Source organism: Streptomyces sp. NPDC031121 (assembly GCF_055570615.1).
In genome coordinates this window covers 43,783-65,829 of the sequence record NZ_JBVIGV010000021.1, presented here as the reverse complement: position 1 = coordinate 65,829, position 22,047 = coordinate 43,783, and the positions used below count along the sequence as shown (strand labels likewise).

The following is a 22,047-nucleotide window of genomic DNA, read 5'->3' as shown; positions in this document are numbered from 1 at the left end:
CGGGATCTGCGTTGGTGGTCCAAGGAAAGGCACCCCACTTCCTGTGGGGGGATGCAGGTGCAAGGCCTGCCCAGCGCTCTGCCAGGCCCCGGCCTCCCAAGGGAGACCGGGGCCTTTCTGTGTGCCCGCGCAGGCCCGGCGGCCCCCGGGGGCCCGGCCTGTTGCCCGTATTCCGCCACCTGAAGCGGAACAATCCGTCACCATGGGTGAACCGCCCGCCACCGGCTTGGAGGCCCGTTGATGGACGCCCGAGACATCGCCGATCTCGAGGACAAGGAGTACGAGGACCTGATCGTGGCGAACGCCCACCCCCCGGCCCGCAAGCCCGAGGTGTGGGCGGCCCTCACCCACCCGGACAACCTGGGCCGCACGTACGACATCATCACCAACGTCCACCAGCGCACCGGCAACGTCCTGCGCAAGCGCAAGGCGGAGCGCGACCTCTTCCAGGCGCAGTGCTTCGGGCGCGGCGAGGAGGGCAAGCGGGAGTGGTTCGCCACCCGCGCCGAGTACGAGAGCCGGCGCAAGCGGGCCGCCAACTTCCACCAGATGATCCAGCGGGCGATCTCCGAACTGGGCAAGGTGCAGCGCTCGGTGAACCGCTCGGCCAACCACCGCGTCGCACAGGAGCAGCGCGAGACGCTCCGCAGGCTCGCCCTCGCCGTCCACCGGCACCAGGCGGCCCACGCCCGGGAGGGCGCCGCCGCCCGGAGCGACCGAGAGCTGTGGCGGATGCTGGACCGGCTGACCGTACCGGTCGGTGCCGAACAGGAGCAGGTCCCGCTGCGCACCATGCTCGACATCTACTGGAGCGAGGTGCGGCCCACGGAAGGCCTGAACCCGCCCCGGTCGCCGCGCCCGTAGCGCCCGCGCGGCCGCGCCGCGCCCCCCGCCTCCTCCGCTCACCGCGAACGGCAGGCGCAGAAAGGGGCTTCCGCTTCCGCGTTCGTCAACTATAGTTACGCGTGGCGGGCGTCAACTATAGTTACGCCCGGCGGAAGGAGGCAGTTCCCCGTGGCGGATTCCGACGAAGGATTCGAAGCACCGGAGCCGGCCGGGCGAGGACCCGTCCCGGTCCCGGGCCCCGGCTCCTCCTTCAGCCACCGCCTGAACTTCCTCTTCGACCGCGTACGGCCGCCCGGCGCCGAGGAGTACACCAATGCGCACGTGGCCCGCACCATCTCCTCGTACGGCGAGGACAGCTACACCAGGTCCCACATCAGCCTGCTCCGCGCGGGCAAGCGCACCCCCACCATCACGATGGTGCCCCTCCTCGCCCGCTTCTTCGGCGTGGAGGCCGCCTACTTCGTCGAGGACGAGGTCACGCGGAAGGTCGCCACGCAGTTCGAGATCCTCCGCAAGCTGAAGGAGAACGGCGTCGAGCAGATCGCCCTGCGCGCCATGGGCGTCTCCGCCGCCGGCCAGCGCAAGGTGCTGGCGGCACTCGAAGCCGTCCGCAAGGAGGAAGGCCTGACCGACGACCCCGCAAGGGACCTGCCGTGACCGGCGACCGGTGTCTCCAGGAGAAGGGGAAGCTCCATGTGGCTCAGCCGTCGTAAGGGCGGAACCCGCAGCGAGGCCGACGAAGTCGAGCGCCGCAGCCGGGAGTTCGTCGAAGGCCTCGGCCTGCCCGAGGCCGACAGCGTCCTGGACCTGGTGCCGTTCATGGAGGACCGCCTGGGCCGCACCATCCGCCTCATGCCCTTCGCCTCGGACCCCGCCGACCCCGACTCCCTCGACGCGTCCGCACCGTGCGGCCTCTGGCTCGCCACCGGCGACACCGACTACGTCTTCTACGACACCGCCATCAGCCGCGCCCACGCCGAGATCATCGTCGGCCACGAGTTCGGCCACATGCTCAAGCGCCACCGCGGAGGCACAGCCGTCGACACCGGCAGCCTGGGCGGCCTCATCACCGACATCGACCCCGCGACGGTCCAGCTCGTCCTCGGGAGGACCCGGTACAACGAGCCGGAGGAGTTCGAGGCCGAGATGCTCGGCTCCCTCCTCCAGGAGCACGTGAGCGCATCCCGCCCGCAGGGCATCCGGGAAGCCGACCCGATAGCCCGCACGCTGCTGCGCTGACCGAACAGGGCCCTGTGAAAGACATCCTCCACCCGCTGTGCCTGGCCATCGCCGGCACCGGATTCCTCATCCTGGTGCGCGACCTGGGCAGGCGCCGCCGCGACCCCGCGCTCGTCGCCCTCGCCCTCACCTACGGCTTCTCCGCCCTCAGCTACGCCGTCTCCCTCACCCCCGTGTGGAGACGCGTCGACGGGTTCTTCGGCGTCCCCAACATCGTCGTGCCCATCGCCCAGGGCTTCGTCATCGTCGTCCTCGCCCTCCAGGCGACCGTCCTCGCCCACTGGTCGAAGCCGCCCGCCGAGGCCCGCCGCCGCAGCCGCCGCCTCCTCGCCGCCGCCGCCGGCGTCATCACCGCGATGGCGGTCCTGTTCGCCTCGCTCACCCCGGCCTCCACCCGGCCCACCGACTTCTCCCTGTACTACGCGCACGACCCCGTCTTCCAGGCGTACGTGCTGCTGTACTTCGGCGTGTACAGCGCCGCCGAAACCTACCTGGCCGTCTCCTGCTGGACGTACGCCCGCACCGCCGCCGACCGGTCCATCGCCTTCAGCCTGCGCCTCGTCACCGTCGGCGCCGTCATCACCCTCGGCTACAGCGGCATCCGCATCGCCGCGGTCATCGGCGCGGAGACGGGCTTCAGCGTCAGCCACCTCAACGGCTTCGCCTGGGCCTGCGGCGACATCGGAGCCACCCTCACCCAGATCGGCTACCTCATCCCCACCGTCGCCCTGCGCGCCGCCGGCGCCCGCGACTGGGCCACCGCCCACCTGCGCCACCGCCGCCTCGCCCCCCTGTGGGCCGCGCTCGACCAGGCCGACCCCGGCATCACCCTGCGCCGCCCCTCCGGGCAGGGCCGCGACGTCCTGCGCGGCCGCAGCGCCCACTTCCCGCTGCTGCGCCGCCTCGTCGAGATCCGCCAGGGCCAGAAGCTGATGCGCCGCTACCTCGACCCGGCCGTCCGCGCCGAAGCCGAGGCCCGCCGCTCCGCCGCCGGACTCGCCGGCGCCGAACTCGCCGCCGCCGTCACCGCCGACCAGATCCGCGCCGCCCTCGACCGGCACGCCGCCGGCGACCCCGTCGACGCCCCCGCCGAATACGCCGACGCCGACCTGCCGCTGGCCACCACCGACGACGAGCTGCGCCACCTCCAGCGCGTCGCCGCCCACTTCACCCCGCCCGCGCCGCGCGGCAACCGCACTGCCGGCCGCGCCGCCGACACCACCGACGCCGGCACCGCCGGCAGCGCCACCCCGGGAGCCCGTCCGTGATCCTCCGCCGCACCCTGCTCCTCGCCTCCACCGCCGTCGCCGCGGCCGCGTCCATGGCGACGCTGTCCGCCTCCGCCCGCTCCCGCGGCCCCGCCGGCAACCCCGGAACCCCGCGCCCCGGCCTCCACCTGGCCCCGGCGCGCGAGCAGCTCACCGCCCTTCGCCGACGCGACACCACCAGCCGCGCCCTGCTGGAGCAGTACCTCCGGCACATCGAGACCGCCAACCCCCGCCTCAACGCCGTCGTCACCCTCGACGCCGACGGCGCCCGCGCCGCCGCCGACGCCGCCGACCGCCATCTCGCCCGCACCGGCAAGACCCTCGGCGCGCTCCACGGCCTGCCCGTCACCGTCAAGGACGCCCTGGAGACCAAGGGCGTGCGCAGTACCAGCGGCTCACCCGACCTCGCCGGACACGTCCCCGACCGGGACGCCGACGCGGTCGCCCGCCTGCGCGCCGCGGGCGCCGTCATCGTCGGCAAGACCAACGTCCCCGTCATGTGCCAGGACCTCCAGACCTCCAACCCGGTCTTCGGCACGACGAAGAACCCGTACGACGACACGAAGACCGCCGGCGGCTCCTCCGGCGGCCCCGCAGCCGCGGTCGCCTCCGGCATGACCAGCCTGGAGATCGGCTCCGACCTCGCCGGCTCGCTCCGCCTCCCCGCCGCCTACTGCGGCGTGTACGCGCTCCGGCCCAGCGGCGGCATCGTCCCCACCCGCGGCCACATCCCGCGGCCGCCTGGCTGGCTCTCCACCTCGGACATGCTCACCATCGGCCCCATCGCCCGGAACGCCGACGACCTCGCGGTCCTCCTCGACGTCCTGGCCGGCCCCGCCCCCGCCGAGGCCGCCGCCTGGCGCATCGACCTCCCGGCGCCGCGCCGCGGCCGCCTGGCGGACTACCGCATCGGCATCTGGCAGGACGACCCGTACTGCCACGTCGACGACACCGTCCGCCGGTGCCTCGACGACATCGCCGCCCTGCTGCGGTCCGCCGGCGCCGCCGTCGACGACACCGCCCGGCCCGTCGACCTCCCCGCCAGCGACCGGCTCTTCCAGCGGCTCATGTTCGCCACCGCGAGCGCCACCGCCACCGACGAGGGCTTCGCCGCGGACGTCGAGGCCGCCGAGAGGATCCCCGCCGACGACCCCAGGGGCCTCTTCCTGCACTCGCGCACCATGCGGCACCGCGACTGGCTGCGGGCGAACGAGGACCGCGAGAAGCTGCGCGCACGCTGGGCCGACTACTTCACCACCCACGACGTCCTCATCACGCCGGCCGTCCCGGCCCCGGCCGTCGACGACCAGACCACGACGCCGCTCCCCGACCGGTACATCACCGTCGACGGGGAGAAGCGGCCGTACTTCGACCAGACGGCCTGGCTGAACCTGGCCGGCCACGTCCGGCTCCCGGCCGTCGTCATGCCGGCGGGGCGCACGCCCGGCGGGCTGCCACTGGCGGTGCAGGTCATCGGCCCGTACCTCGCGGACCGGACGGTCGTCGACGTCGCCAGGCACCTGGCGCGGCATCTGCCCGCGCCCGCCCGACCGCCCGTGTTCACCGCGTGACCGGGCGCCCATGACCGGGCTCGCTCTGCCCCCACGGGGGTGGGGCGGGGCGAGCCCGCACACACATGCAGGGCCCGGATACCGACGGGGGATACGGTACCCGGGCCCTGCGATCATCATCATAGTCCCCGCGGTCGGGTTCCGGTCCACCGCGGACCGAGTCGTGCCCCAACTGCCGCCGTTCGGCCCACCGGAGGGCTCCCGTCCGCGTCAGGCGGGGGCAGTGCGGGCGGCGGCGGCCGCCACGGCGAGGAGGTCCGCCTCCCGGTGCGGACGGGCGACGAGGTGCAGGCCGACCGGCTCGCCCGCCGGCGTGAACCCGGCCGGCAGGCTGATCGCCGGATGGCCGCTGATGTTGAACGCCCAGGTCAGCGCCACGCTGAGGGTGTCTCCGGGGCCGTCGTGGCCGTGCGGGGCGTTCGGCGTCGTCGGCGTCGCCACCAACTCCGCCTCCGCGAACACTGCGTCGAGCGCCCGGCCGAGCGCGCCGCGGGTGCGGTCCGCGGCATGCCGGGCAGCGGCGTCCGCCCCGCGCCCGCGCAAGGCCTCCCAGCACGCGGCCGGATCCGGCAGGACCACCGGTACGCCGACGGGGTCGACCGCGCCGGCGCGTGCGAGCGCCCCGAGGTACGCCCGGGCCGTGCGCGCCACGGCCGGCTCCGTCTCCGCGAAGCCGAGCGTCGCCGACCACGCCGTGCGCGGCGGGCGTACCGGGCCGCGGTCCGGCCGGGGGGCGGGCCCGGGCGCGCCGGTGAGGGCGTACAGGTAGGCGGCGGCGTCCTGCGGGTACCGGGCGAGCGGGCCGGAGACGTTCAGCCCCGCCCGGTCGCGCGCCGGCACCAGGCCGTTCGTCGGCTTCAGCCCGATGACGCCGCACCAGGCCGCCGGGATGCGCACCGACCCCGCCCCGTCGCTCCCGGTGGCCAGCGGCACCATGCCCGCCGCCACCGCCACGGCCGACCCCGCACTCGAACCGCCCGGGCTCCACCGCGGGTCGAACGGGTTGAGGGTGGCCCCGCGGCCGGTGGTGCCGTACGTCTGCCAGCGGGTGCCCCGGCCGGGAGTGGACGTCGCGCCCACGGGCACACAGCCCGCGGCGACCAGCCGGGCCGTCTGCAGGGACCCCAGCCCCTCCGTGCCCTTGACGGCCAGCGGCACCCCGGCCAACGGCAGCCGCTCGCCGGCCCGAGCGCGCCGGTCGACGGCGTCGGCGCGCGCGCCCGCCTCCTCGGCCCACACCGCGGTGAACGCCCGCAGCCGACCATCGTGCTCCCCGATCCGCCCCAACGCGGCAACCACGACCTCCCGCGCCGACAACTCCCCGGCATTGACGGCTTCGGCGATCGCGCACGCGGACATTTGCGCCAACTCGTCGGCGGCGGGAGAGGGATGAGGGATGCGCATCCCCCCATGATCGCCGGTGCGGCGGTGGTTTGGTCCATTCGGGGCGGACGCATCCGTCGGGGCGGGCGCGGCGAGTCGGCGCAACCGCCCGCAGGAGCGGGCTCCTGCGGGGCCGCACGCGGGCCCGGGGCCGTGCGTTGCAGGTGCTGTGTCGTGCGGGTGCCGGTGGACGGGTGGAGGCTGGCGTACGGCTAGGGGCAAGGGGGCGCGGGGCGTGCGTGGGGGGCGGGTGGGCGGTCGGTGGGGTAGTCGGAATGCGCGCACGCCCCGCGGGTGAGCCCCGGTACCGGCCGGAGCCGGACGAGGCGGGTGCGTGGGCGTGTCCACACGGGCTTTCGTCACACTCCGCATCTACATTGGGCGCCTCCCCGCACCCTCACTCCCTTCCCCGCTCGGGCGCCTCCGGCGCGTCGAGGAAACGGAACCGCCATGCGAGTGATCGCCTATTTCCTGCACGAGGACGAGGAACAGGCCGCGCTGGACCTGCTCGGCAACACCACCCGGACCGAGAGCTACGTCATCGGGGACATCGCCGAGAGCGCCGTCCCCGAACTCGAACGGGCCGGCCTCACCGTCGACCCCCTGGACGCCGTCAGCAGCGCCGAGACGTCGGCGATGGCCCGCGCCCGGGTGACCGGGCAGCCCCCCGTCGTCGCGGGCCGGGCCGAGCCGGAGGCCCTGCCGCTGCGGCCCGGCGAGCGGGCCTCGTGGATTCTCCAGCTCGGTGAGCCGCTCGTGGAGCCGTACCGGGAGGCCGTGACGGGCCTCGGCGTCGAGATCCAGCGCAGCGTCCCCGTCAACGCCTACCTCGTCACCGCCACCGAAGCGCAGGCCGGGCAGCTCGCCGACCTCGACTTCGTCGTGTCCGTCGACCGCGGCGGCCCCTTCGCCGCCGCGCCCACCCGGATCCGCGCGGAGCCGCCCGCGCCGCCCACCGGGGCCGAGGGCAGGGCCGAAGCCGCGGCCGAGTCGGCGCCCGGCGGCGGTGACGGCCTCCGGGTCTGGGACCTGCGCCTGGCCGACGCCGACTCCCGCGACGCCGTCGTCTCCTGGCTGGAGGAGCGCGCCGAATCCGCGGGGCTGCGGCTCGTCGCGGCGGCGTCCCACCGCGTCCGCCTGGCGCTCCCCGACGGGTCGCCGCTGGAGGCGGAGATCCCGCAACTCCCCGACGTCATCGACATGGTGGAGCACGTCCCGCCGAAGCTGTTCAACGACGTCGCCCTCCGCCTCATGGGCCTCGTCCCGGACGGGGAGGGCAGCGGCGGCCTCCCGTACACCGGCAAGGGGCAGGTCGTCGCCGTCGCCGACACCGGCCTGGACCGCACGCACCCCGACTTCCAGGGCCGCATCGTCGACGTCGTCGCCCTCGGCCGGCCGGGCGACAGCGACGACCCGAACGGGCACGGCACGCACGTCGCCGGCTCCGTCCTCGGTGACGGCTCGGCCTCGCAGGGCCGGATCCGCGGCGCCGCCCCCGAGGCGCACCTCTACTTCCAGTCGATCATGGACGCCGCGGGGCGGCTCGGCGGGCTGCCGCTGTCCCTGGCCGACCTGTTCGAGCCCGCCTACCAGGCCGGCGCCCGCATCCACAGCAACAGCTGGGGCGCCGCCACCGAATCCGCGTACACCGTCGACTCCGACGACGTCGACTCGTACGCCGCCCGGCGGCGCGACATGCTGGTCATCATCGCCGCCGGCAACGAGGGAACCGCCGGCAGCCGCCTCCACGCGCCCGCCGGCTTCGTCGACTGGGCCTCCATCGGCTCGCCCGGCTCCTGCAAGAACGCCCTCACCGTCGGGGCCGCCCGCAGCGAGCGCACCAGCGGCGGCTTCTCCCAGAGCACCTACGGCAGCAAGTGGCCGGGCGACTTCCCCGACCCGCCGATCGGCACGGCACGCATCTCCGGGGACCCCGAGTCGCTCGCCGGGTTCAGCAGCCGCGGCCCCTGCGACGACTTCCGCGTCAAGCCGGAGATCGTGGCCCCCGGCACCGACATCCTGTCCGTCCGCTCCTCCCTCGCACCCGCCCGCCACTTCTGGGGCCTGCACGAGAACAGCCGCTACGCCTATATGGGCGGCACCAGCATGGCCACCCCGCTCGTCGCGGGCTGCGCGGCGCTCGTACGCCAGTACTACGTCCAGGAGCGGCAGACCGAGCCCAGCGCGGCCCTGCTCAAGGCGACGCTCGTCAACGGCGCCCGCAGACTGTCCGGGGCCGACTCGACCGCCGACCACCCGCACTACCACCAGGGTTTCGGCGCCATCGACATGCCGGCCACCCTGCCGGACGGCGAACGGCCCGACTTCGCACTGGAGTTCGTCGACACCTGGCAGAAGCCGGCCAAGCAGTTCCGCCGCACCGGGGAGCGGAAGCGCTTCCAGGTGACGACCCGGTCGGCCGGCGCGCCGCTGCGGCTGTGCCTCGCGTACACCGACCTGCCCGGCCGGGGCCTGCAGAACGACCTCAGCATCATCGTGCAGGCACCGGACGGCACCAAGCACGTCGGGAACGAGGGTCTGCCCAACCGGCTGCTCAGCAGCGACTGCACCAACAACGTCGAGGTCGTGCGGCTCGACTCGCCGCCCGTCGGGACCTACCTGGTGCAGGTCTTCGCCCGGAACCTCCTCGCCGGCCCGCAGGACTACGCGCTCGTCGCCACCGGCGACCTGGACGGGCCGGTCGTCCAGTCGGTGAACTGAACCGGAACGCCTCCGCGCCGGGCGGCAGCCCGGCCCGGACAGTGCCACGCTGGGAGGGAGCGCCGTGACCGGCGCAGCCTCCCGGGCCGGCGGCCGGGCGCTCACCCCGCCCACCCGTGGAGATGCGCCATGTCCCCTGGAACAGAGCCCTGCACACCGCGCGGCCGCCGGGCACTCGCCGCGGCCGCCCTGGCCGCCGGCGTCCTGGCCGGCGCCGCCGCCCCGGCCGCCGCTGCGCCCGCGGCATCCGCCCCCGCCGCACCGCCCGCCCGCGCAGCGGCCGCGGCCACCGCCGTCCCGGGGGCGGCCGCGCCACCGCCGTGCCGCACCGACCAGCTCGTGGCGAACAGCGCCGAGCGGGTCGGCGCCGACCGGTGGCGGATCACCGTCGTCAACGACGGACCCCGCCCCTGCACCCTGCGCGGCCACCCCGCCCTCGCCCTCGCCGGGCAGGGCTCGCCCGACCGCAGCAAGCCGCTCACCGTGACCCGGCAGGACCGCGCGCAGCCCGTGCACCTGCGGGTCGGCGGCACGGCCGCGACCGTCGTCTCGTTCACACCGGTCCTCGGCGAAGCCGACGGCTACTGCGCCTCCGGCGCCGACCCGACGGTCGCCCCCTCGCTCGTCGTCGGCGTCCCGGGGAGCCGCGGAGGCCTCCAGCTCGCACCGGACGACGGAGGCGAGTTCGCCCTGTGCGGCAGCACCGTACGCGCCGCCCCCTTCCGCGCGGCGTCCGCCGGCTGACGCCGGATCCGCGGAAAAATCGTTGCTGCCCGCTCCCGCGCACGCCTAAGGTCGACCGCACCGAACGGCGTGTAGCTCAGCCAGTCAGAGCACCGGGCTTCCTACCCGGAGGGCGCAGGGGCAGGTCCTGCCACGCCGGCTATGAACGACGACGCTGACCAGCAGCACCCGATGCCCTCCGCCCGCCCCGCCGCGACCGTCTCGGCCGGCTACGCCGCCGACCGGTTGCGGCGGGCGCTGCGCACCTCGCTGACCCACGCCGACCCGGCCACACGGTCCCGCGCGGCCGGGCGGATGGAGAAATGGCGCGCGGTGCTCTCGGGCATGGCGGACGGCACCCTGGCGGTCGGCTCCCGGACGCCCGTCGCCGGGCTGCCCGCCTGGGTCACCCCGGAGGTCGTCCGGGGCGGCTTCGCCACCGGAACTCCCGCCGCGGGCGGTCCGCTCGCCCCGTACGAGGAGGAGGCCGCCCGCCGGGCCGGTGTGCCCGCGGACCGATCCGCTCTCTTCGCGCACGCCCTGACGGAAGACGGTCTCGCCGGCCTGTGGCAGCTGCTCGACAGCGGCCGGTACGAGGTCGCGCTGCCCGAGGAGGCGGCCCTGCTCACCGTCGCCTGGCTGGTGCGCGCCGACGACTTCGACGCCGCCGCCGAACTCGTCACCCACCTGTGGCCGTTCGCGGACCGGCTGCGGTTCCTGCCGCGCCCCGCCGACCGTCCCGCCGCCGACCCCAACGCCGTGCACCGCCGCACTGTCGGCGAGGCGGCCGCCGCGCTGCGGGCCCGGCGGCCGAAGGAGGCCGTGGAGGCGCAGCGGGAGGCGCTGTCCGTGTGGCGGCCCTTCGACGACGAACTCCTCGCCTACTGGCTCCCCCGCACCGACGCCGATGCCGCCGCCCCCGCGCGCACCGGCGTACGGGATGGCGCCCGCGCCCCGGGTACGGCGGCCAAGTGTGCCGAGGCCGCGCGCCTGCTGGAGCGCTACCGCACCCTCGCGGCGGCCCACACGCGGTGCGGCAAGCACCGCGACCCCAAGAGCAACACCGGCATCATGCTCCGGGCCCTGGAGGACGCCGCGGCCGGCCGCCCGCCGGAGCCGCGGCTCGCCGGACTGCTGCGGCACGCCGTGGCGTCGGCGGTCGCCAAGCGCGGCCGGCCCGGCTCGCCCCGGCACGCCCGGCTGCGCACCGAGCAGGCCCGCCAGGCCGGCCTGCCGGCGCACCACCGCATCGCCGCGGCCGTCGCCGACCGGCTCGCGGAGCTGGACCAGGGGGCGGGCACGCCCGACGTGGACGGCCCCGTCGCCCCGATCGGCGTGCGCGAGGCCGAGGCTTCCGGCCTGCCCGCCGGCACAGCGGTCCCGCCGCGGCTCCAGCAGGTGGTGTTCGGCGCGCTCAGCGCCCCGCCGGAGACCCTCGTCGCCCGCGGCCTCGTCCCCTCGGCGGAGGTGCTGGCCGCGCTCGTGCCGCAGCTCGTGGCCAACGCCACGGCCGCCCGCCACGCCGACCCGGCGCTGCGCACCCTGGCCGCCGCCACCTACCGGGCGTTCCGCAACCGCCGTTCGCTGCTGCTGCTCCACTACGCGCACCAGGTGCGGGTGGACGAGCTGCCCTGGGTGAAAGCCGTCACCGCGCACGGCGTCGACGCCGACACCGGGGCCCGGGCGCGGGCCGCGGCGCACGCCACGCTGCGCCGGGTCGCAGACCTGGCCGTCGGCGCGTTCCCCGGCACGCTGCTGCCCAATCCGCTGGTGCGCGAGATGTCCCACCTGGCGCAGCAGGCCGAGCTGTCCGCGCCGTTCACCGAGGAGCTCGCCGCCGACATCTTCATGGGAGGCTTCACCCCGAAGTTCCTCGCCGCCGCGCGCACCGCCGCCGACCTCCTCGACGGCAGCCTGTACGCCCGCTACTACGGCGTCGACTGCGCCGCCGTGCGCAGCATGGCCGTCGTCCACGCCGCCGAGGCACTCGGCAGCCCGTCCCGGCGGCCCCGTACGGTCGAGGCGTTCGACCGGCTCTGCGCGGAGCGCGCGGGCGGGGACGCGGGGCGCTCCTGGACGCCGGCGGCGAACGGCACCGTCATCGAGCAGGCGCAGATCCTCACCACGCACAACCTGGCGGTCCTGGTGCGGTACGCAGGCGTGGCGCCCGAGGCCGGGTGGGAGGCCCTGGCGGGGGAGTGCCTGGCGCTGGTGTGCCGGCTCGTCACCCGCGTCCACGGCCACCCCCGCCCCCTCGGGACCCTCAAGGACGCGGCGTACGCGTGGCGGCAGATGCTGTTCCACCTGTCGCTGTGCCCGCCCGACCGGCAGGCGGCGTTCGTGGAGCACGCCGCGGCCGAATCGGCCCGGCAGCCCTGGCACACGGCGGCCCGCCTGGCCCCGGCGGTCGCCGGACTCCGCCTGGTCGCGGCCGGCGGCGCGTTCGAGGCGGACGGCACCGCCCTGGGCGGGCTGGCGCGCCGCTTCCAGGGCTGGACGACGAACGGGCACTGGATGCGGGGCCGCCCGACCGGTTGAGCCGGGCCGGGATCCCGCGGCTCGGGGTGGGGGAGTGGTGTCGCCCACATCCCGAGCCGGCGGTTTCCCAGGCGGCTGTGGTGGTTTGTGCATCGATCCGCAGGATCCTGGCGGCCGCAGCCGTCGAGCCGACGGACCGCACTCCTCCGACGGCGCGTCAGCGCGCGAGGAACTCCGGGCGGTTGTCGGAGCCGGATGGCACCATCTGGCGCGTGGTTCGAACGGCTACAGGGGGTAGGCATGGCGAACACGTACGACTGGCCGCGCGGAGCGGAGAGCGCCGACAGCGAGGCGCTGGAGCACTGGCTGGACGCCCGCGGGTGGGAGGTCGACCCGACGGTGTTCATGGCGGGCGTCCTCGGCCCGGCGGTCCAGGTGCGCCCGGCCGGAGCGGCCGCGTTCGAGGACGAGGCGGGCCTGCTGATCCTGCCGGGTGAGACGGTGGAGTTCGACGGCGGGCGCATGCGCATCGTCCCCCGCCTCGCCGCCGCGGCCGCCCCCGCGTAGAGGCAAGAGCGGGGGACCCTGCGCCGTCCGCCGGCGCCATCCCCGGGATTCCGCCCGGCGCATTGCGGCACGGGGGGCGTCCCGTGGGCCGGCAGAACAACGGGCGCGGGATTCCGGGGCGCGGGCCGGGGCGTGCGCCGTCCGGGCGCGGACGTCACCCGCCCGGCCTACGATGAAACCGCCGGACCGTTCCCCGGTCGCGTCCGTGACGCCCGGGCGGTTCCGGCGTTTCCGCAGGCCGCGGCACCCGCCTCGGGGGACGCACGGGCTGCACGGCCGCCTCCGCCACCGGACGGGAGGGCGCGATGTCCCCTTGTCACGCTGCAGCCGCCGACAGCCGGGTCGTGCGAGTCCCCGCAGGAACTCGCAACACCGCGCACGAGGCCCGGTATTCCGGCTATTGAACGAGCGGGGGGCGTGCAGCGATTTCGTGCGCCCGCGTAAAGCGCCGGTCTTCGCTCCGTGTATGGCGAAATCGTTGTGGCGAGAAATGCATCTGCCATGAATTGGTAATGCCTTGGTAAATTGGGCACTGCTCCTGTGGAGTGGAATGCGCCGCGGGCTTTCCGTCGGACCCCGGCTCTTCCGGGCCCGTGCCCGTGTGTTGTACCACCCGCCCCAGCAGCACATCCGGACCCGACCCGACCACACCGCGCCCCCACGGCACACCCCCCTGCGGGCGCAGGAGGCAGGCCCTCGTGCATCCCTCATCGAAACGGCGCGCCCATGCCGCCCCGATCGACGAACGGGAAACCCCGCCCATGACCGACACCACCTCCGTATGCGCCCCGTTCCGGCGCCCCGCCCTGCTCCGCAAGGAGGCGATGGCCTCCCTCGTCGTCTTCCTGGTGGCCCTGCCGCTGTGCGTCGGCGTGGCCGTCGCCTCCGGCGTCCCCGCCGAACTCGGCCTCATCACCGGCATCGTCGGCGGCATCGTCGTCGGCCTGATGCCCGGCAGCAGACTCCAGGTCAGCGGGCCCGCCGCCGGCCTCACCGTCCTGGTCTTCGAAGCTGTCAGGGAATTCGGGCTCGGCATGCTCGGCGTCATCGTGCTCGTCACCGGACTGCTCCAGGTCGTCCTCGGGTGGGCGCGCTGCGGCCGCTGGTTCCGGGCGATCTCCGTCTCCGTGGTCCAGGGCATGCTCGCGGGCATCGGACTGGTGCTCGTCGTCGGCCAGTTGTACACCGTCACCGGGGCGGAGCAGCCGCCCTCCGGCCTCCGGAAGATCCTCGGGATCCCCGGCCTCCTGGCCGACACCGCCACCAGCGGCCCCGCGCTGACGGCCGCCGGCGTCGGCGTGTTCACCGGAGCCGTCCTCGTCGCGTGGAAGAAGGCACCCGCCCGGGTGCGCGCCGTGCCGGCGCCGCTCGCCGCGGTCGCCCTGGCCACCGCGGGAACGGCGGCCCTGGGGCTGGATGTTCCGAAAGTCGAGGTCAAAGGGCTGCTCGCGGCGATCCAGCCGCCCAGCCTCAGCGACCTCGGCGGCCTCGGCACCCTGGCCGTGCTCGGCACCGTCCTCGCCTTCACCCTCATCGCGTCCGCCGAATCCCTCTTCAGCGCCGCCGCCGTGGACCGCATGCACGACGGCCCCCGCACCCACTACGACAAGGAACTCGTCGCGCAGGGAGTGGGCAACACCGTCTGCGGCGTCCTCGGAGCCCTCCCGATGACCGCGGTCATCGTGCGCAGCTCCGCCAACGTGCAGGCCGGCGCGACGACTTCTCTCTCCCGCGTCCTGCACGGCGTGTGGCTGCTGCTGTTCACGGTCCTGTGGCCGACCGCCATCGGCGTCATCCCGCTCGCCGCCCTCGCCGCCGTGCTCGTCCACGCCGGCTGCAAGCTGATCCCCGTCAAGGCGCTGGCCCCGCTGTGGCGCGAGCACCGGGGCGAGGCCGTCATCCTGTGCGCGACCGCCGCGGCCATCGTGACGACGAGCATGTTCGAGGGTGTGGTCCTCGGGCTGCTGCTGGCCGTCGTGAAGTGCGCCTGGGAGACCTCCAAGGTGCAGGTCACCGTACGGGAACTGGTCGGCGGGCGCACCGTGGTGGCGCTCACCGGCAACGCGACCTTCCTGCGCCTGCCGCACATCCTGGAAACGCTGGAGGCGCTGCCCCGCGGCCGGCCCGTCGAACTCGACCTCACCGGGGTCCGCCACCTCGACCACGCCTGCCGGGCAGCCCTGGAGGGCTGGGCGGAGCGGCACCGCGAAGTCGGCACGGCCCCGGTGCGGGTCAAGGAGCCGGCCGTGCACGAGGTCGGCGGAGCCGGACCGGGGCCGTCGGCGGCAGGCTGACGCGGACCGCCACGCCGGGGCGCCGGAGCCGCCAGGGCGGCCCGGCGCCCCGGCGTCGGCCGCGCCCGGACTCCCTGGCCGGGCCGCTCCAGGACGGCTCGAAACCGGGCCGACTCCCGCCGGAGCACGGATGATTCAGGCCGTCCTTCTGGCCGACCGGCGACGATTCCTTGGTTGTCCCTTGCCCGCTTCTTGGGCTCGCCTTTACTGTCTGGGGGCGGCACAAAGCAGCACTCTCGCCGCAATTCCCCATCTACCGGAGGTATCCCATGGAGCAGCTCATCCGCAAGATGACGCAGGACGACGTCTGGAACCGCTGGGTCGCCGCGAACTCCGCCCAGGGCGCGAAGGACGGGTGCATCAGCGCGTCCCCGAAGTCGGGCTGCATCAGCGCCGCCGGCAAGAGCGGCTGCATCTCCTGACGACCGCAGCACCCGGCACCGCCTGAGGCGGGGCCCCGACGGCCGGCACCGCTCCGGCAGGGGCCGTCCCCTGCCCGCACGGCCGGCCCGACGGCCCCGCCCGGCGGCCGAGACCGCACTCCCGCGCCCCCGCACACCCGAAGGTGGTCATGGACGCCCCAACCGCCCCGAGCGGCACCCCGGACGCCGACGGGCTCCCGTCCCGCGAAGTCCTCGCCTGCATCCGGGACATACCCCTCTACCAGCCCGCCCTCGCCCGCGGCCGCTTCCCGATCCTGGAGAAGCCCGACATCGCCCGCGGCTTCCCCGACAACTGGATGACCCCGCGCCTGGCCGCCGCCCTGGAGGCCGGCGAAGCCGAGTACGTCCTGTCGACCGGAACGAACCACGCCCGGATGCAGCTCATCCGGCCCCCGTACTTCCTGCTCCGCTCCTACTACCGGCTGTGGAGCGAGCACCCCGACCTCGCCCACACCTGGAAGAGCGGCTGCCGGCGGGTCTCGCTGACCACCGTCCTCGCCACCGAGCACGTCGCCCGAGTCAACGCCCGCAAGAACGGCACCGAACCCGCGGCCGTGCCCTCCCTCGACGACCGCAGGCTCGACGACCGCACCCTGTACCTGAACCTGCACCTGGACCCGGCGCACTGGAGCCGCGCCGACGTCGCGCGGATGCTCGCCGAGATCCGCCGGGTGTGCTCCGAACACCCCGACGGCGACTACCACCTGGACTGCTCCGGCCACCACCTGGCCCACCTCGTGCACCGCGCTGAGGCGTTCGGCCTGTGGAACCCCGAGGACTTCCCCCGGCCGGCGAGCATCGTGACCGCCTACGAGTACACCCCGGCCAACGTCCGCCGATACCTCGCCGACCGGTTCGACGTCCCCGTCATCGACCTGTTCGGCAGCACCGAGCTGGGCTACCTCTTCCACAGCGACCGCCACGGCCGCTACCACCCGTACCTGGACCGGATGAGCGTGGAACTCGTGCCCGTCGCCCCCGGCAGCGGCATCCACAGCCTCATCGTCACCAGCATCCGCAACCCGTACATGCCGCTCGTCCGCTACCGCTCCGGGGACTGCGTGCGCACCGCCGACGGCAGCCCCGACCCCGCGAAGATCACCGCCTTCTGCGGGCGCGAGAAGGAGCTCCTCGCCACCCCGCGCGGCCCCGTCGCCCACGCCGACCTCGACGACGTCGTCGCCGCGGCCGCCCCGCAGGTCTTCCTCGCCCGTCTCGGCGTGGCCCCCGGCGGGCCCGCCGCACCTGCCCGGCTCCACTACACCACCTTCGACGGCCGCCCGCTGGACCCCGACCGGGCCGCCGCCCTCGCCTCCGGCCTCACCGCCCTGACCGGCCGCCCGTGTACCACCGGGCACCGGACGCACCTTCCCATCGGCAAGTCCGGCAAGTACCCTTGGCTCGCCGCCCCCGACGACCCGGCCGCGCCCGCCGCGCAGCCGCCGCAAGGAGGAACGGCATGAGCCCCCGTACGAGCCCCGAGGCGCTGCGCGCCCTCCTCGGCCCCGTCCTGCACGAGGAGGCCGTCCGGTACGCCGAGACCCGCACGGGCGCCGGTCGCGCGTATGCCGAGCGGCAGGTCCTGGAGTGCCTGCGCTACCTGCACCTCGTCTCCTCCCACCCCGACCGGCTCGGCGGCCTGTTCCTGCCCGTCGAGCAGGACATCGACGAGATCTGGCACTACCTGATCCTCCAGACCCGCGAGTACCGGGCCCTGTGCGAGGAGCGGCTGCCGGGCCGCTTCTTCATCCACCACCGCAGCATCGGCTACCAGGACTACCAGGCCGATCCGGGGAGGGCGCGGGCCGCGGAGGAGGCGCTGCGCTGGATCCCCCTGTACTGCGCCGAGTTCGGGCCGCTGGACGAGGGCGTGCTGCCGCACTGGACCATCGTCCGCTTCCTGCACGAGAACCTCGGGCTGTCGCTGGCCGAGATCTCCGCACTGGACGCCGCCCCGGAGCCGCAGCCCGAGCCGGCCGCCGCCGGCTGACCGTGAGGGACGGCGGCGGCGTCAGCGCGGGAACGGAGTGAGCGGGCGGTCGGGGGCGAGGGCGGCGGAGATGCGCTGGGCGACCGTCTCCGCCGTGTTGCCCTGCGGGGCCCGCGGGCCGGTGGTCGTCGACACCGCGATCGCGAGCCGCTCCTCCGGCAGGTACGCCTGCACGGCCGCGTAGCCGAAGAACGACGGGTTCGTCATCACCCAGCCGTCCAGGACGATGACCCCGACCCCGAAATGGGCGTCGCGGGTCTGCCGCAGGCACACCGAGGCCGGGCAGTTCACGGTCGCGTGCCCCAACCCGACCGTACCGGGCTCCCGTTGCAGCCGGTACGAGGCGGGGGACAGCAGCTCGCCCGCGCCGACCACCCGCGCCGACCGGGCCAGGTCGCAGACGTCCATGGTCAGGACCGCGCCGGGGGCCGTCGTCCAGGAGGGGTTCCAGTACGTGGAGTCGACGTACAGGCCCTCGGCGTCCTCGGTGAAGGCGTGCAGCACGGGCTCCGGGATGGCCGGCGTGTACGCGTTGCGGGTCTGCCGCAGGCCCGCCGGCCCCATGACGCGCTCCTGGAGCAGCCTGTCCAGGCGTGTCCCGGTGATCCTCTCCAGGGCCGCGCCCAGCAGGACGAAGTTGGCGTGGGAGTAGCTCCAGTCCGTGCCCGGGGGATACCACAGCGGGTGCCGGGTCGAGATCCCGACCAGTTCCCGGGGCGTCCAGTGCCGGTTCGGATCGGCGCTTAGCTCCTTCACGAACACCGGGTCGGTCACGTAGTCGTGCAGCCCGGAGGTGGAGGTGCCGAGCATCTTCAGCGTGATGCGGTCGCCGTCCGGCAGGTCCGGCAGCCAGCGCGACACGGGGTCGTCGAGGCGGACCCGCCCCTCCTCGGCCAGCTGCAGCAGGACGATGCCGAGGTAGACGATGCCGACCGAGCCGGCGCGGAAGTGCATGGCGGGCGTGGCGGGTTCGCCGCTGCGGGATTCGCCCACGGCCCCCGTGACGACCTCCCGCCCGTCCACGGACACACTGAACTGCACCGCCCGCAGGTCGAGTTCGGACTGGGCCCGCAGGACGATGTCGCGGACCTCGCGCGCAGTACCGCCGGCGGAGGCGGGAGTGGCCACACAGCCGTCCGCGGCGGCGGGAACCGCCCCGGCGGGAGCCGCGGCCGGAACCTGCAGAGCCGCGGCGGCCAGAGCGGCGACACAGAGCGACGCAACCCGTCGGCACCTCATACAGGCACTATGCGCCCGCCCCCACCGCACCGCGCGCCGGGCAGCCCCGGCCGCGCCGGGCGGATCCGGACGGGGGAGAATGCCCCACGACATGAAGAGCACCCCGCCTGCGGGACTCCCGTGAGCTCGTACCAGTACCGCCTCCACCCGCCCGAGTCCCCGATGTCCGAGCGCTGCACCGGACTCGCCTGGTGCGCGGGCTGCCGCGTCTACTCCGCGGAGAACCACCGTCAGGTGGGCGCCGCGTAGCACCGGACGGCCACCTTCTGCTCCGGGCTCCAGTCCTGTTCGACTGTGGCCAGAAACTGCCAGCCGAGCCGCTCGTACAAGGCTGCCGCCGCGGTGTCGGAAGCCACCACGTCGAGCACCGGATGCAAGCCGCGGTCCCGTGCGTCTGTGACAGCCCGCGCCATCAGCAGCGCACCGATCCCGTGGCCGCGGGCCCACGGGGCGACGAACAGCCGGTTGACCACGGCGGTCGCGTCGATACCCGCCCCCGCACGAGCGCTCCACAGCCCGGGTGCCGCATCTCCCACCCCGCTCCGGGACAAGCCGATGTGGCCGGCAATCCGGCCGTCCAGTTCCGCGACCCACGAGGCGATGATCGAGGGCGGCGTGAGCCATGCCTCCGGACGGTCGGGCCAGTTCACCGGATAGCCGTCGTGCTCATGGACCCCTGCCAGCACCCGCACACAGTCACCGAGGTCGCGATCATTCCGCTGCCGGACGCTCGGGGGTGCGTCCGGCAGCGGACACGGTCTGAGTCTTCACAGCGGCATGGAAACACACGGCCACAGCACTACGGCAGGGGTGTGCCGCGGGCCGTGGTCCAGAGGGTGTACCACTCCTCGTGCGTGAGGTCGGGGGTGGGGCGCTGTGCCGCGTCGCGGCAGGCGCGGATGCGGGCCGGGTCGGACGTGCCGACGATCGGGGCGATGCCGGCCGGGTGGCGCATCAGCCACCACAGCAGCACCGTCTCGGGCGTCGTGCCCTTCTCCTCGGCCAGCCGGGCCAGCAGCGCCGCCGTGGCCCGCTCCGACGGCGACTCCTCGCGGCCCGTGAACCGGCCCTGCGCCAGCGCGCCCCAGGCCTGGAGGCCGATGCCGTGCTCGCGGCAGAACTCCAGGGTCCCGTAGGGGAAGCCGTTGGCGGCGGCCTGCTGCGTGTTGAGCAGGACGCCCGCCTCCACCCAGTCACGGCTGTGCAGGCTCATCTCCAGCTGGTTGGCCACCAGCGGCACGTCCAGCCGGGCCTGGAGCGCGGCGATCTGCGCGGCACCCATGTTGGACACGCCGAACCGCCGGACGAGGCCCTGCCGGCGCAGCGACTCCAGCGCCTCGGCCGTGTCGTCGGGGTCCGCCAGCGGATCGGGGCGGTGCAGCAGCAGAACGTCGATCACGTCGGTGCGCAGCCGGGCCAGGCTCTCCTCGACCCGGCGCAGGATGCTCTTGCCGCGCAGGTCGTACATGCCCGGCAGGCCGCCCTCGGGGAGGCGGATGCCGCACTTGGTCTGGAGGGTGATCCGGCCGCGCAGCCCCGGGTCGCGGGCGAGGACCTCGCCGAAGACCGCCTCCGACTTGCCGTGCCGGTAGATGTCGGCATGGTCGAAGGCCGTGATCCCGGCGTCCAGGGCGGCCCGTACGGCCGCCTCCGCCGCGTCGATGTCGGCGGCGCCGTACGGCTGGGGCCCCCAGCTCCCGCCGAGGCCCATGCACCCGTACAGCACCCGCCCGGTGCCGCCGCCCGCACCGCCCGCATTCGTCGTCGCCATGCGGCCACCCTAGCCACTGCTGCGGCCCGTGCCCGCCGGACCGCGGGCGGGGTGTTCGCCCGGCGCCGGGCGGGGTAGGCGCGCGGTATGAGCTACGTCCACCCGGGCCGGGACTACGACCGCGACACCCGGTACCTCGCCACGCGGATCACCGCCGACGGCCGCGACGGGTACCCGGTCGAGCCGGGCCGCTACCGCCTCGTCGTGAGCCGGGCCTGCCCGTGGGCGAGCCGGGCCGTGGTCGTGCGCCGGCTCCTCGGGCTGGAGGACGCCCTGCCGATGGCGGTCGCCGGCCCCGTCCACGACGAGCGCAGCTGGACCTTCGACCTCGACCCCGGCGGCCGGGACCCGGTGCTCGGCATCGAGCGGCTCCGCGAGGCGTACCTCGCGCGGGACCCGGCGTACGACCGCGGCATCACCGTGCCCGCCGTCGTCGAGGTGCCCACCGGCAAGGTCGTCACGAACGACTTCGCGCAGATCACCCTGGACCTGTCCCTGGAGTGGACCGCCCACCACCGCCCCGGCGCACCCGACCTGTACCCCGCCCCGCTGCGGGGGGAGATCGACGCGGTGAACGAGGTGGTGTACCGGGACGTGAACAACGGCGTGTACCGCGCCGGCTTCGCCGGATCCCAGGAGGCGTACGAGACGGCGTACGACCGCCTGTTCGACCGGCTCGACCGGCTCGGCGACCGCCTGGCCCGCTCCCGCTACCTGGTGGGCGACACCCTCACCGAGGCGGACGTGCGGCTCTTCACCACCCTCGTGCGGTTCGACGCGGTCTACCACGGCCACTTCAAGTGCAACCGGCACAAGCTCGCCGAGCTGCCCGTGCTGTGGGCGTACGCCCGGGACCTGTTCCAGACCCCCGGCTTCGGCGACACCGTCGACTTCGACCACATCAAACGGCACTACCACCTGGTGCACACGGACATCAACCCGACCGGCATCGTCCCCGCCGGCCCCGACCTCTCCGCGTGGCTCGCCCCGCACGGCCGCGCGGTCCTGGGCGGCCGCCCCTTCGGCGACGGCACCCCGCCCGGCCCCGTCCACCCGCGCGAAGCGGTCCCCGCGGCCCACACGCCCCTGGGCGCAGCCCCCGCCGCCACGCTGTAGCCCGCCGCGCCGGGAGATCGCCCGCGGTGCTTTTTCCGGACCCCGGCGTGCATGGGAGGCGCCGGGGTGGAAAGGGGCCGGACATGAACGAATACGGACGCCAAGGCAATCCGGACCCCGACCCGGCGAGCACCCCGGGGCCGGCCTCGGGCGGTGGTGTGCAGCCGGGTGAGACCCCGCCGGGAGAGTCGAGCACCGCAGGCGGCGCGGGGCCGTACCGGCCGCTCAAGCGGGGCTGGGCGGGCGGACCGCTCACGATCATCGTGGCGGTCGCCGTGCTCTGCGCCCTCTTCTTCCTCGCCTACGCGGTCATGGTCGCGCTCTGAGCCCGGCGGACCGCTCCCCGAGGGCGTGATCCCCGCGGGAATGGAACAGTGGGAGGGGTGTCGGTCGGACGG

The 22,047-nt window shown here is 74.8% G+C and carries 20 protein-coding genes and 1 tRNA gene; 17 read left to right on the top strand and 4 right to left on the bottom strand.

Annotated features, from left to right (window positions below; translation table 11 throughout):
• The first annotated feature begins 240 nt into the window (after positions 1 to 240).
• The 5 genes from ACZ462_RS30545 (at position 241) to ACZ462_RS30525 (ending at position 4,924) form a co-directional block, all read left to right on the top strand.
• Positions 241 to 864, top strand: a complete 624-nt coding sequence (locus ACZ462_RS30545) for a hypothetical protein (protein ID WP_467809485.1) — start codon at positions 241 to 243, stop codon at positions 862 to 864.
• A gap of 150 nt (positions 865 to 1,014) precedes the next feature.
• On the top strand, positions 1,015 to 1,503 hold the full coding sequence (locus ACZ462_RS30540) for a hypothetical protein (protein WP_467809486.1): 489 nt from the start codon (positions 1,015 to 1,017) through the stop codon (positions 1,501 to 1,503).
• Between the two features lie 36 nt (positions 1,504 to 1,539).
• Entirely contained in the window at positions 1,540 to 2,085 is a 546-nt protein-coding gene (locus ACZ462_RS30535) for a hypothetical protein (protein WP_467809487.1), read from the top strand.
• A 14-nt stretch (positions 2,086 to 2,099) separates the two neighbouring features.
• Positions 2,100 to 3,353: an MAB_1171c family putative transporter gene (locus ACZ462_RS30530; RefSeq protein WP_467809488.1), complete on the top strand. Its 1,254-nt coding sequence runs from the start codon at positions 2,100 to 2,102 to the stop codon at positions 3,351 to 3,353.
• Complete coding sequence (locus ACZ462_RS30525; protein ID WP_467809489.1) at positions 3,350 to 4,924, top strand: amidase; 1,575 nt, start codon at positions 3,350 to 3,352, stop codon at positions 4,922 to 4,924. Before ACZ462_RS30530 ends, ACZ462_RS30525 begins: the two co-directional genes overlap by 4 nt.
• 210 nt (positions 4,925 to 5,134) lie before the next feature.
• Here the strand turns inward: ACZ462_RS30525 and ACZ462_RS30520 are convergent, their stop codons facing one another.
• Positions 5,135 to 6,328, bottom strand: coding sequence for an amidase (locus tag ACZ462_RS30520; RefSeq protein ID WP_467809490.1), 1,194 nt, complete (start codon positions 6,326 to 6,328; stop codon positions 5,135 to 5,137).
• Positions 6,329 to 6,757: 429 nt separating this feature from the next.
• Here ACZ462_RS30520 and ACZ462_RS30515 point away from each other — a divergent pair, with 429 nt between their 5' ends.
• The 9 genes from ACZ462_RS30515 (at position 6,758) to ACZ462_RS30475 (ending at position 17,523) form a co-directional block, all read left to right on the top strand.
• The gene (locus ACZ462_RS30515; RefSeq protein WP_467809492.1) at positions 6,758 to 9,028 is read left to right on the top strand and encodes a S8 family serine peptidase; all 2,271 of its coding nucleotides are present in this window, start codon (positions 6,758 to 6,760) and stop codon (positions 9,026 to 9,028) included.
• A gap of 129 nt (positions 9,029 to 9,157) precedes the next feature.
• Positions 9,158 to 9,772 (top strand): DUF4232 domain-containing protein, encoded by a 615-nt coding sequence (locus ACZ462_RS30510; RefSeq protein ID WP_467809493.1) that lies wholly within the window; start codon positions 9,158 to 9,160, stop codon positions 9,770 to 9,772.
• Between the two features lie 65 nt (positions 9,773 to 9,837).
• Positions 9,838 to 9,911 (top strand) — tRNA-Gly (locus ACZ462_RS30505).
• Positions 9,912 to 9,913: 2 nt separating this feature from the next.
• A complete protein-coding gene (locus ACZ462_RS30500; protein ID WP_467809494.1) occupies positions 9,914 to 12,289 on the top strand; it encodes a hypothetical protein in 2,376 nt (791 codons plus the stop codon).
• Between the two features lie 240 nt (positions 12,290 to 12,529).
• Positions 12,530 to 12,796: a hypothetical protein gene (locus ACZ462_RS30495; protein ID WP_467809495.1), complete on the top strand. Its 267-nt coding sequence runs from the start codon at positions 12,530 to 12,532 to the stop codon at positions 12,794 to 12,796.
• 761 nt (positions 12,797 to 13,557) lie between these two features.
• Positions 13,558 to 15,090 carry a SulP family inorganic anion transporter gene (locus ACZ462_RS30490; RefSeq protein ID WP_467809497.1) on the top strand — a complete coding sequence of 511 codons (1,533 nt, stop codon included), beginning with the start codon at positions 13,558 to 13,560 and terminating at the stop codon, positions 15,088 to 15,090.
• Positions 15,091 to 15,359: 269 nt separating this feature from the next.
• The gene (locus ACZ462_RS30485; protein WP_467808553.1) at positions 15,360 to 15,512 is read left to right on the top strand and encodes a hypothetical protein; all 153 of its coding nucleotides are present in this window, start codon (positions 15,360 to 15,362) and stop codon (positions 15,510 to 15,512) included.
• Positions 15,513 to 15,661: 149 nt separating this feature from the next.
• Positions 15,662 to 16,996 (top strand): hypothetical protein, encoded by a 1,335-nt coding sequence (locus ACZ462_RS30480; RefSeq protein ID WP_467808552.1) that lies wholly within the window; start codon positions 15,662 to 15,664, stop codon positions 16,994 to 16,996.
• Positions 16,993 to 17,523: a glycine-rich domain-containing protein gene (locus ACZ462_RS30475; protein ID WP_467808551.1), complete on the top strand. Its 531-nt coding sequence runs from the start codon at positions 16,993 to 16,995 to the stop codon at positions 17,521 to 17,523. Before ACZ462_RS30480 ends, ACZ462_RS30475 begins: the two co-directional genes overlap by 4 nt.
• A gap of 21 nt (positions 17,524 to 17,544) precedes the next feature.
• On the opposite strand, the gene ACZ462_RS30470 is transcribed toward ACZ462_RS30475, so the two are convergent.
• On the bottom strand, positions 17,545 to 18,651 hold the full coding sequence (locus ACZ462_RS30470; protein WP_467808549.1) for a serine hydrolase domain-containing protein: 1,107 nt from the start codon (positions 18,649 to 18,651) through the stop codon (positions 17,545 to 17,547).
• A 231-nt stretch (positions 18,652 to 18,882) separates the two neighbouring features.
• Between ACZ462_RS30470 and ACZ462_RS30465 the strand changes: the two genes are divergently transcribed.
• The gene (locus tag ACZ462_RS30465) at positions 18,883 to 19,011 is read left to right on the top strand and encodes a hypothetical protein (RefSeq protein ID WP_467808548.1); all 129 of its coding nucleotides are present in this window, start codon (positions 18,883 to 18,885) and stop codon (positions 19,009 to 19,011) included.
• Here ACZ462_RS30465 and ACZ462_RS30460 read toward each other — a convergent pair.
• Complete coding sequence (locus ACZ462_RS30460; protein ID WP_467808547.1) at positions 18,993 to 19,448, bottom strand: GNAT family N-acetyltransferase; 456 nt, start codon at positions 19,446 to 19,448, stop codon at positions 18,993 to 18,995. The genes ACZ462_RS30465 and ACZ462_RS30460 overlap by 19 nt on opposite strands.
• A 113-nt stretch (positions 19,449 to 19,561) precedes the next feature.
• Positions 19,562 to 20,533, bottom strand: a complete 972-nt coding sequence (locus tag ACZ462_RS30455) for an aldo/keto reductase (RefSeq protein ID WP_467808546.1) — start codon at positions 20,531 to 20,533, stop codon at positions 19,562 to 19,564.
• Positions 20,534 to 20,620: 87 nt separating this feature from the next.
• Here ACZ462_RS30455 and ACZ462_RS30450 point away from each other — a divergent pair, with 87 nt between their 5' ends.
• Positions 20,621 to 21,649 (top strand): glutathione S-transferase family protein, encoded by a 1,029-nt coding sequence (locus ACZ462_RS30450; protein ID WP_467808545.1) that lies wholly within the window; start codon positions 20,621 to 20,623, stop codon positions 21,647 to 21,649.
• A gap of 83 nt (positions 21,650 to 21,732) precedes the next feature.
• Positions 21,733 to 21,975, top strand: a complete 243-nt coding sequence (locus ACZ462_RS30445) for a DUF6480 family protein (RefSeq protein WP_467808544.1) — start codon at positions 21,733 to 21,735, stop codon at positions 21,973 to 21,975.
• The last annotated feature ends 72 nt before the right edge of the window (positions 21,976 to 22,047 follow it).

Bases quoted from the DNA above. Each gene is read 5' to 3' on its own strand.
- ACZ462_RS30545 (WP_467809485.1), top strand. From the start codon at position 241: ATGGACGCCCGAGACATCGCCGATCTCGAGGACAAGGAGTACGAGGAC.
- ACZ462_RS30535 (WP_467809487.1), top strand. From the start codon at position 1,540: ATGTGGCTCAGCCGTCGTAAGGGCGGAACCCGCAGCGAGGCCGACGAA.
- ACZ462_RS30520 (WP_467809490.1), bottom strand. From the start codon at position 6,328: ATGCGCATCCCTCATCCCTCTCCCGCCGCCGACGAGTTGGCGCAAATG.
- ACZ462_RS30515 (WP_467809492.1), top strand. From the start codon at position 6,758: ATGCGAGTGATCGCCTATTTCCTGCACGAGGACGAGGAACAGGCCGCG.
- ACZ462_RS30510 (WP_467809493.1), top strand. From the start codon at position 9,158: ATGTCCCCTGGAACAGAGCCCTGCACACCGCGCGGCCGCCGGGCACTC.
- ACZ462_RS30500 (WP_467809494.1), top strand. From the start codon at position 9,914: ATGAACGACGACGCTGACCAGCAGCACCCGATGCCCTCCGCCCGCCCC.
- ACZ462_RS30495 (WP_467809495.1), top strand. From the start codon at position 12,530: ATGGCGAACACGTACGACTGGCCGCGCGGAGCGGAGAGCGCCGACAGC.
- ACZ462_RS30490 (WP_467809497.1), top strand. From the start codon at position 13,558: ATGACCGACACCACCTCCGTATGCGCCCCGTTCCGGCGCCCCGCCCTG.
- ACZ462_RS30485 (WP_467808553.1), top strand. From the start codon at position 15,360: ATGGAGCAGCTCATCCGCAAGATGACGCAGGACGACGTCTGGAACCGC.
- ACZ462_RS30480 (WP_467808552.1), top strand. From the start codon at position 15,662: ATGGACGCCCCAACCGCCCCGAGCGGCACCCCGGACGCCGACGGGCTC.
- ACZ462_RS30475 (WP_467808551.1), top strand. From the start codon at position 16,993: ATGAGCCCCCGTACGAGCCCCGAGGCGCTGCGCGCCCTCCTCGGCCCC.
- ACZ462_RS30455 (WP_467808546.1), bottom strand. From the start codon at position 20,533: ATGGCGACGACGAATGCGGGCGGTGCGGGCGGCGGCACCGGGCGGGTG.
- ACZ462_RS30450 (WP_467808545.1), top strand. From the start codon at position 20,621: ATGAGCTACGTCCACCCGGGCCGGGACTACGACCGCGACACCCGGTAC.
- ACZ462_RS30445 (WP_467808544.1), top strand. From the start codon at position 21,733: ATGAACGAATACGGACGCCAAGGCAATCCGGACCCCGACCCGGCGAGC.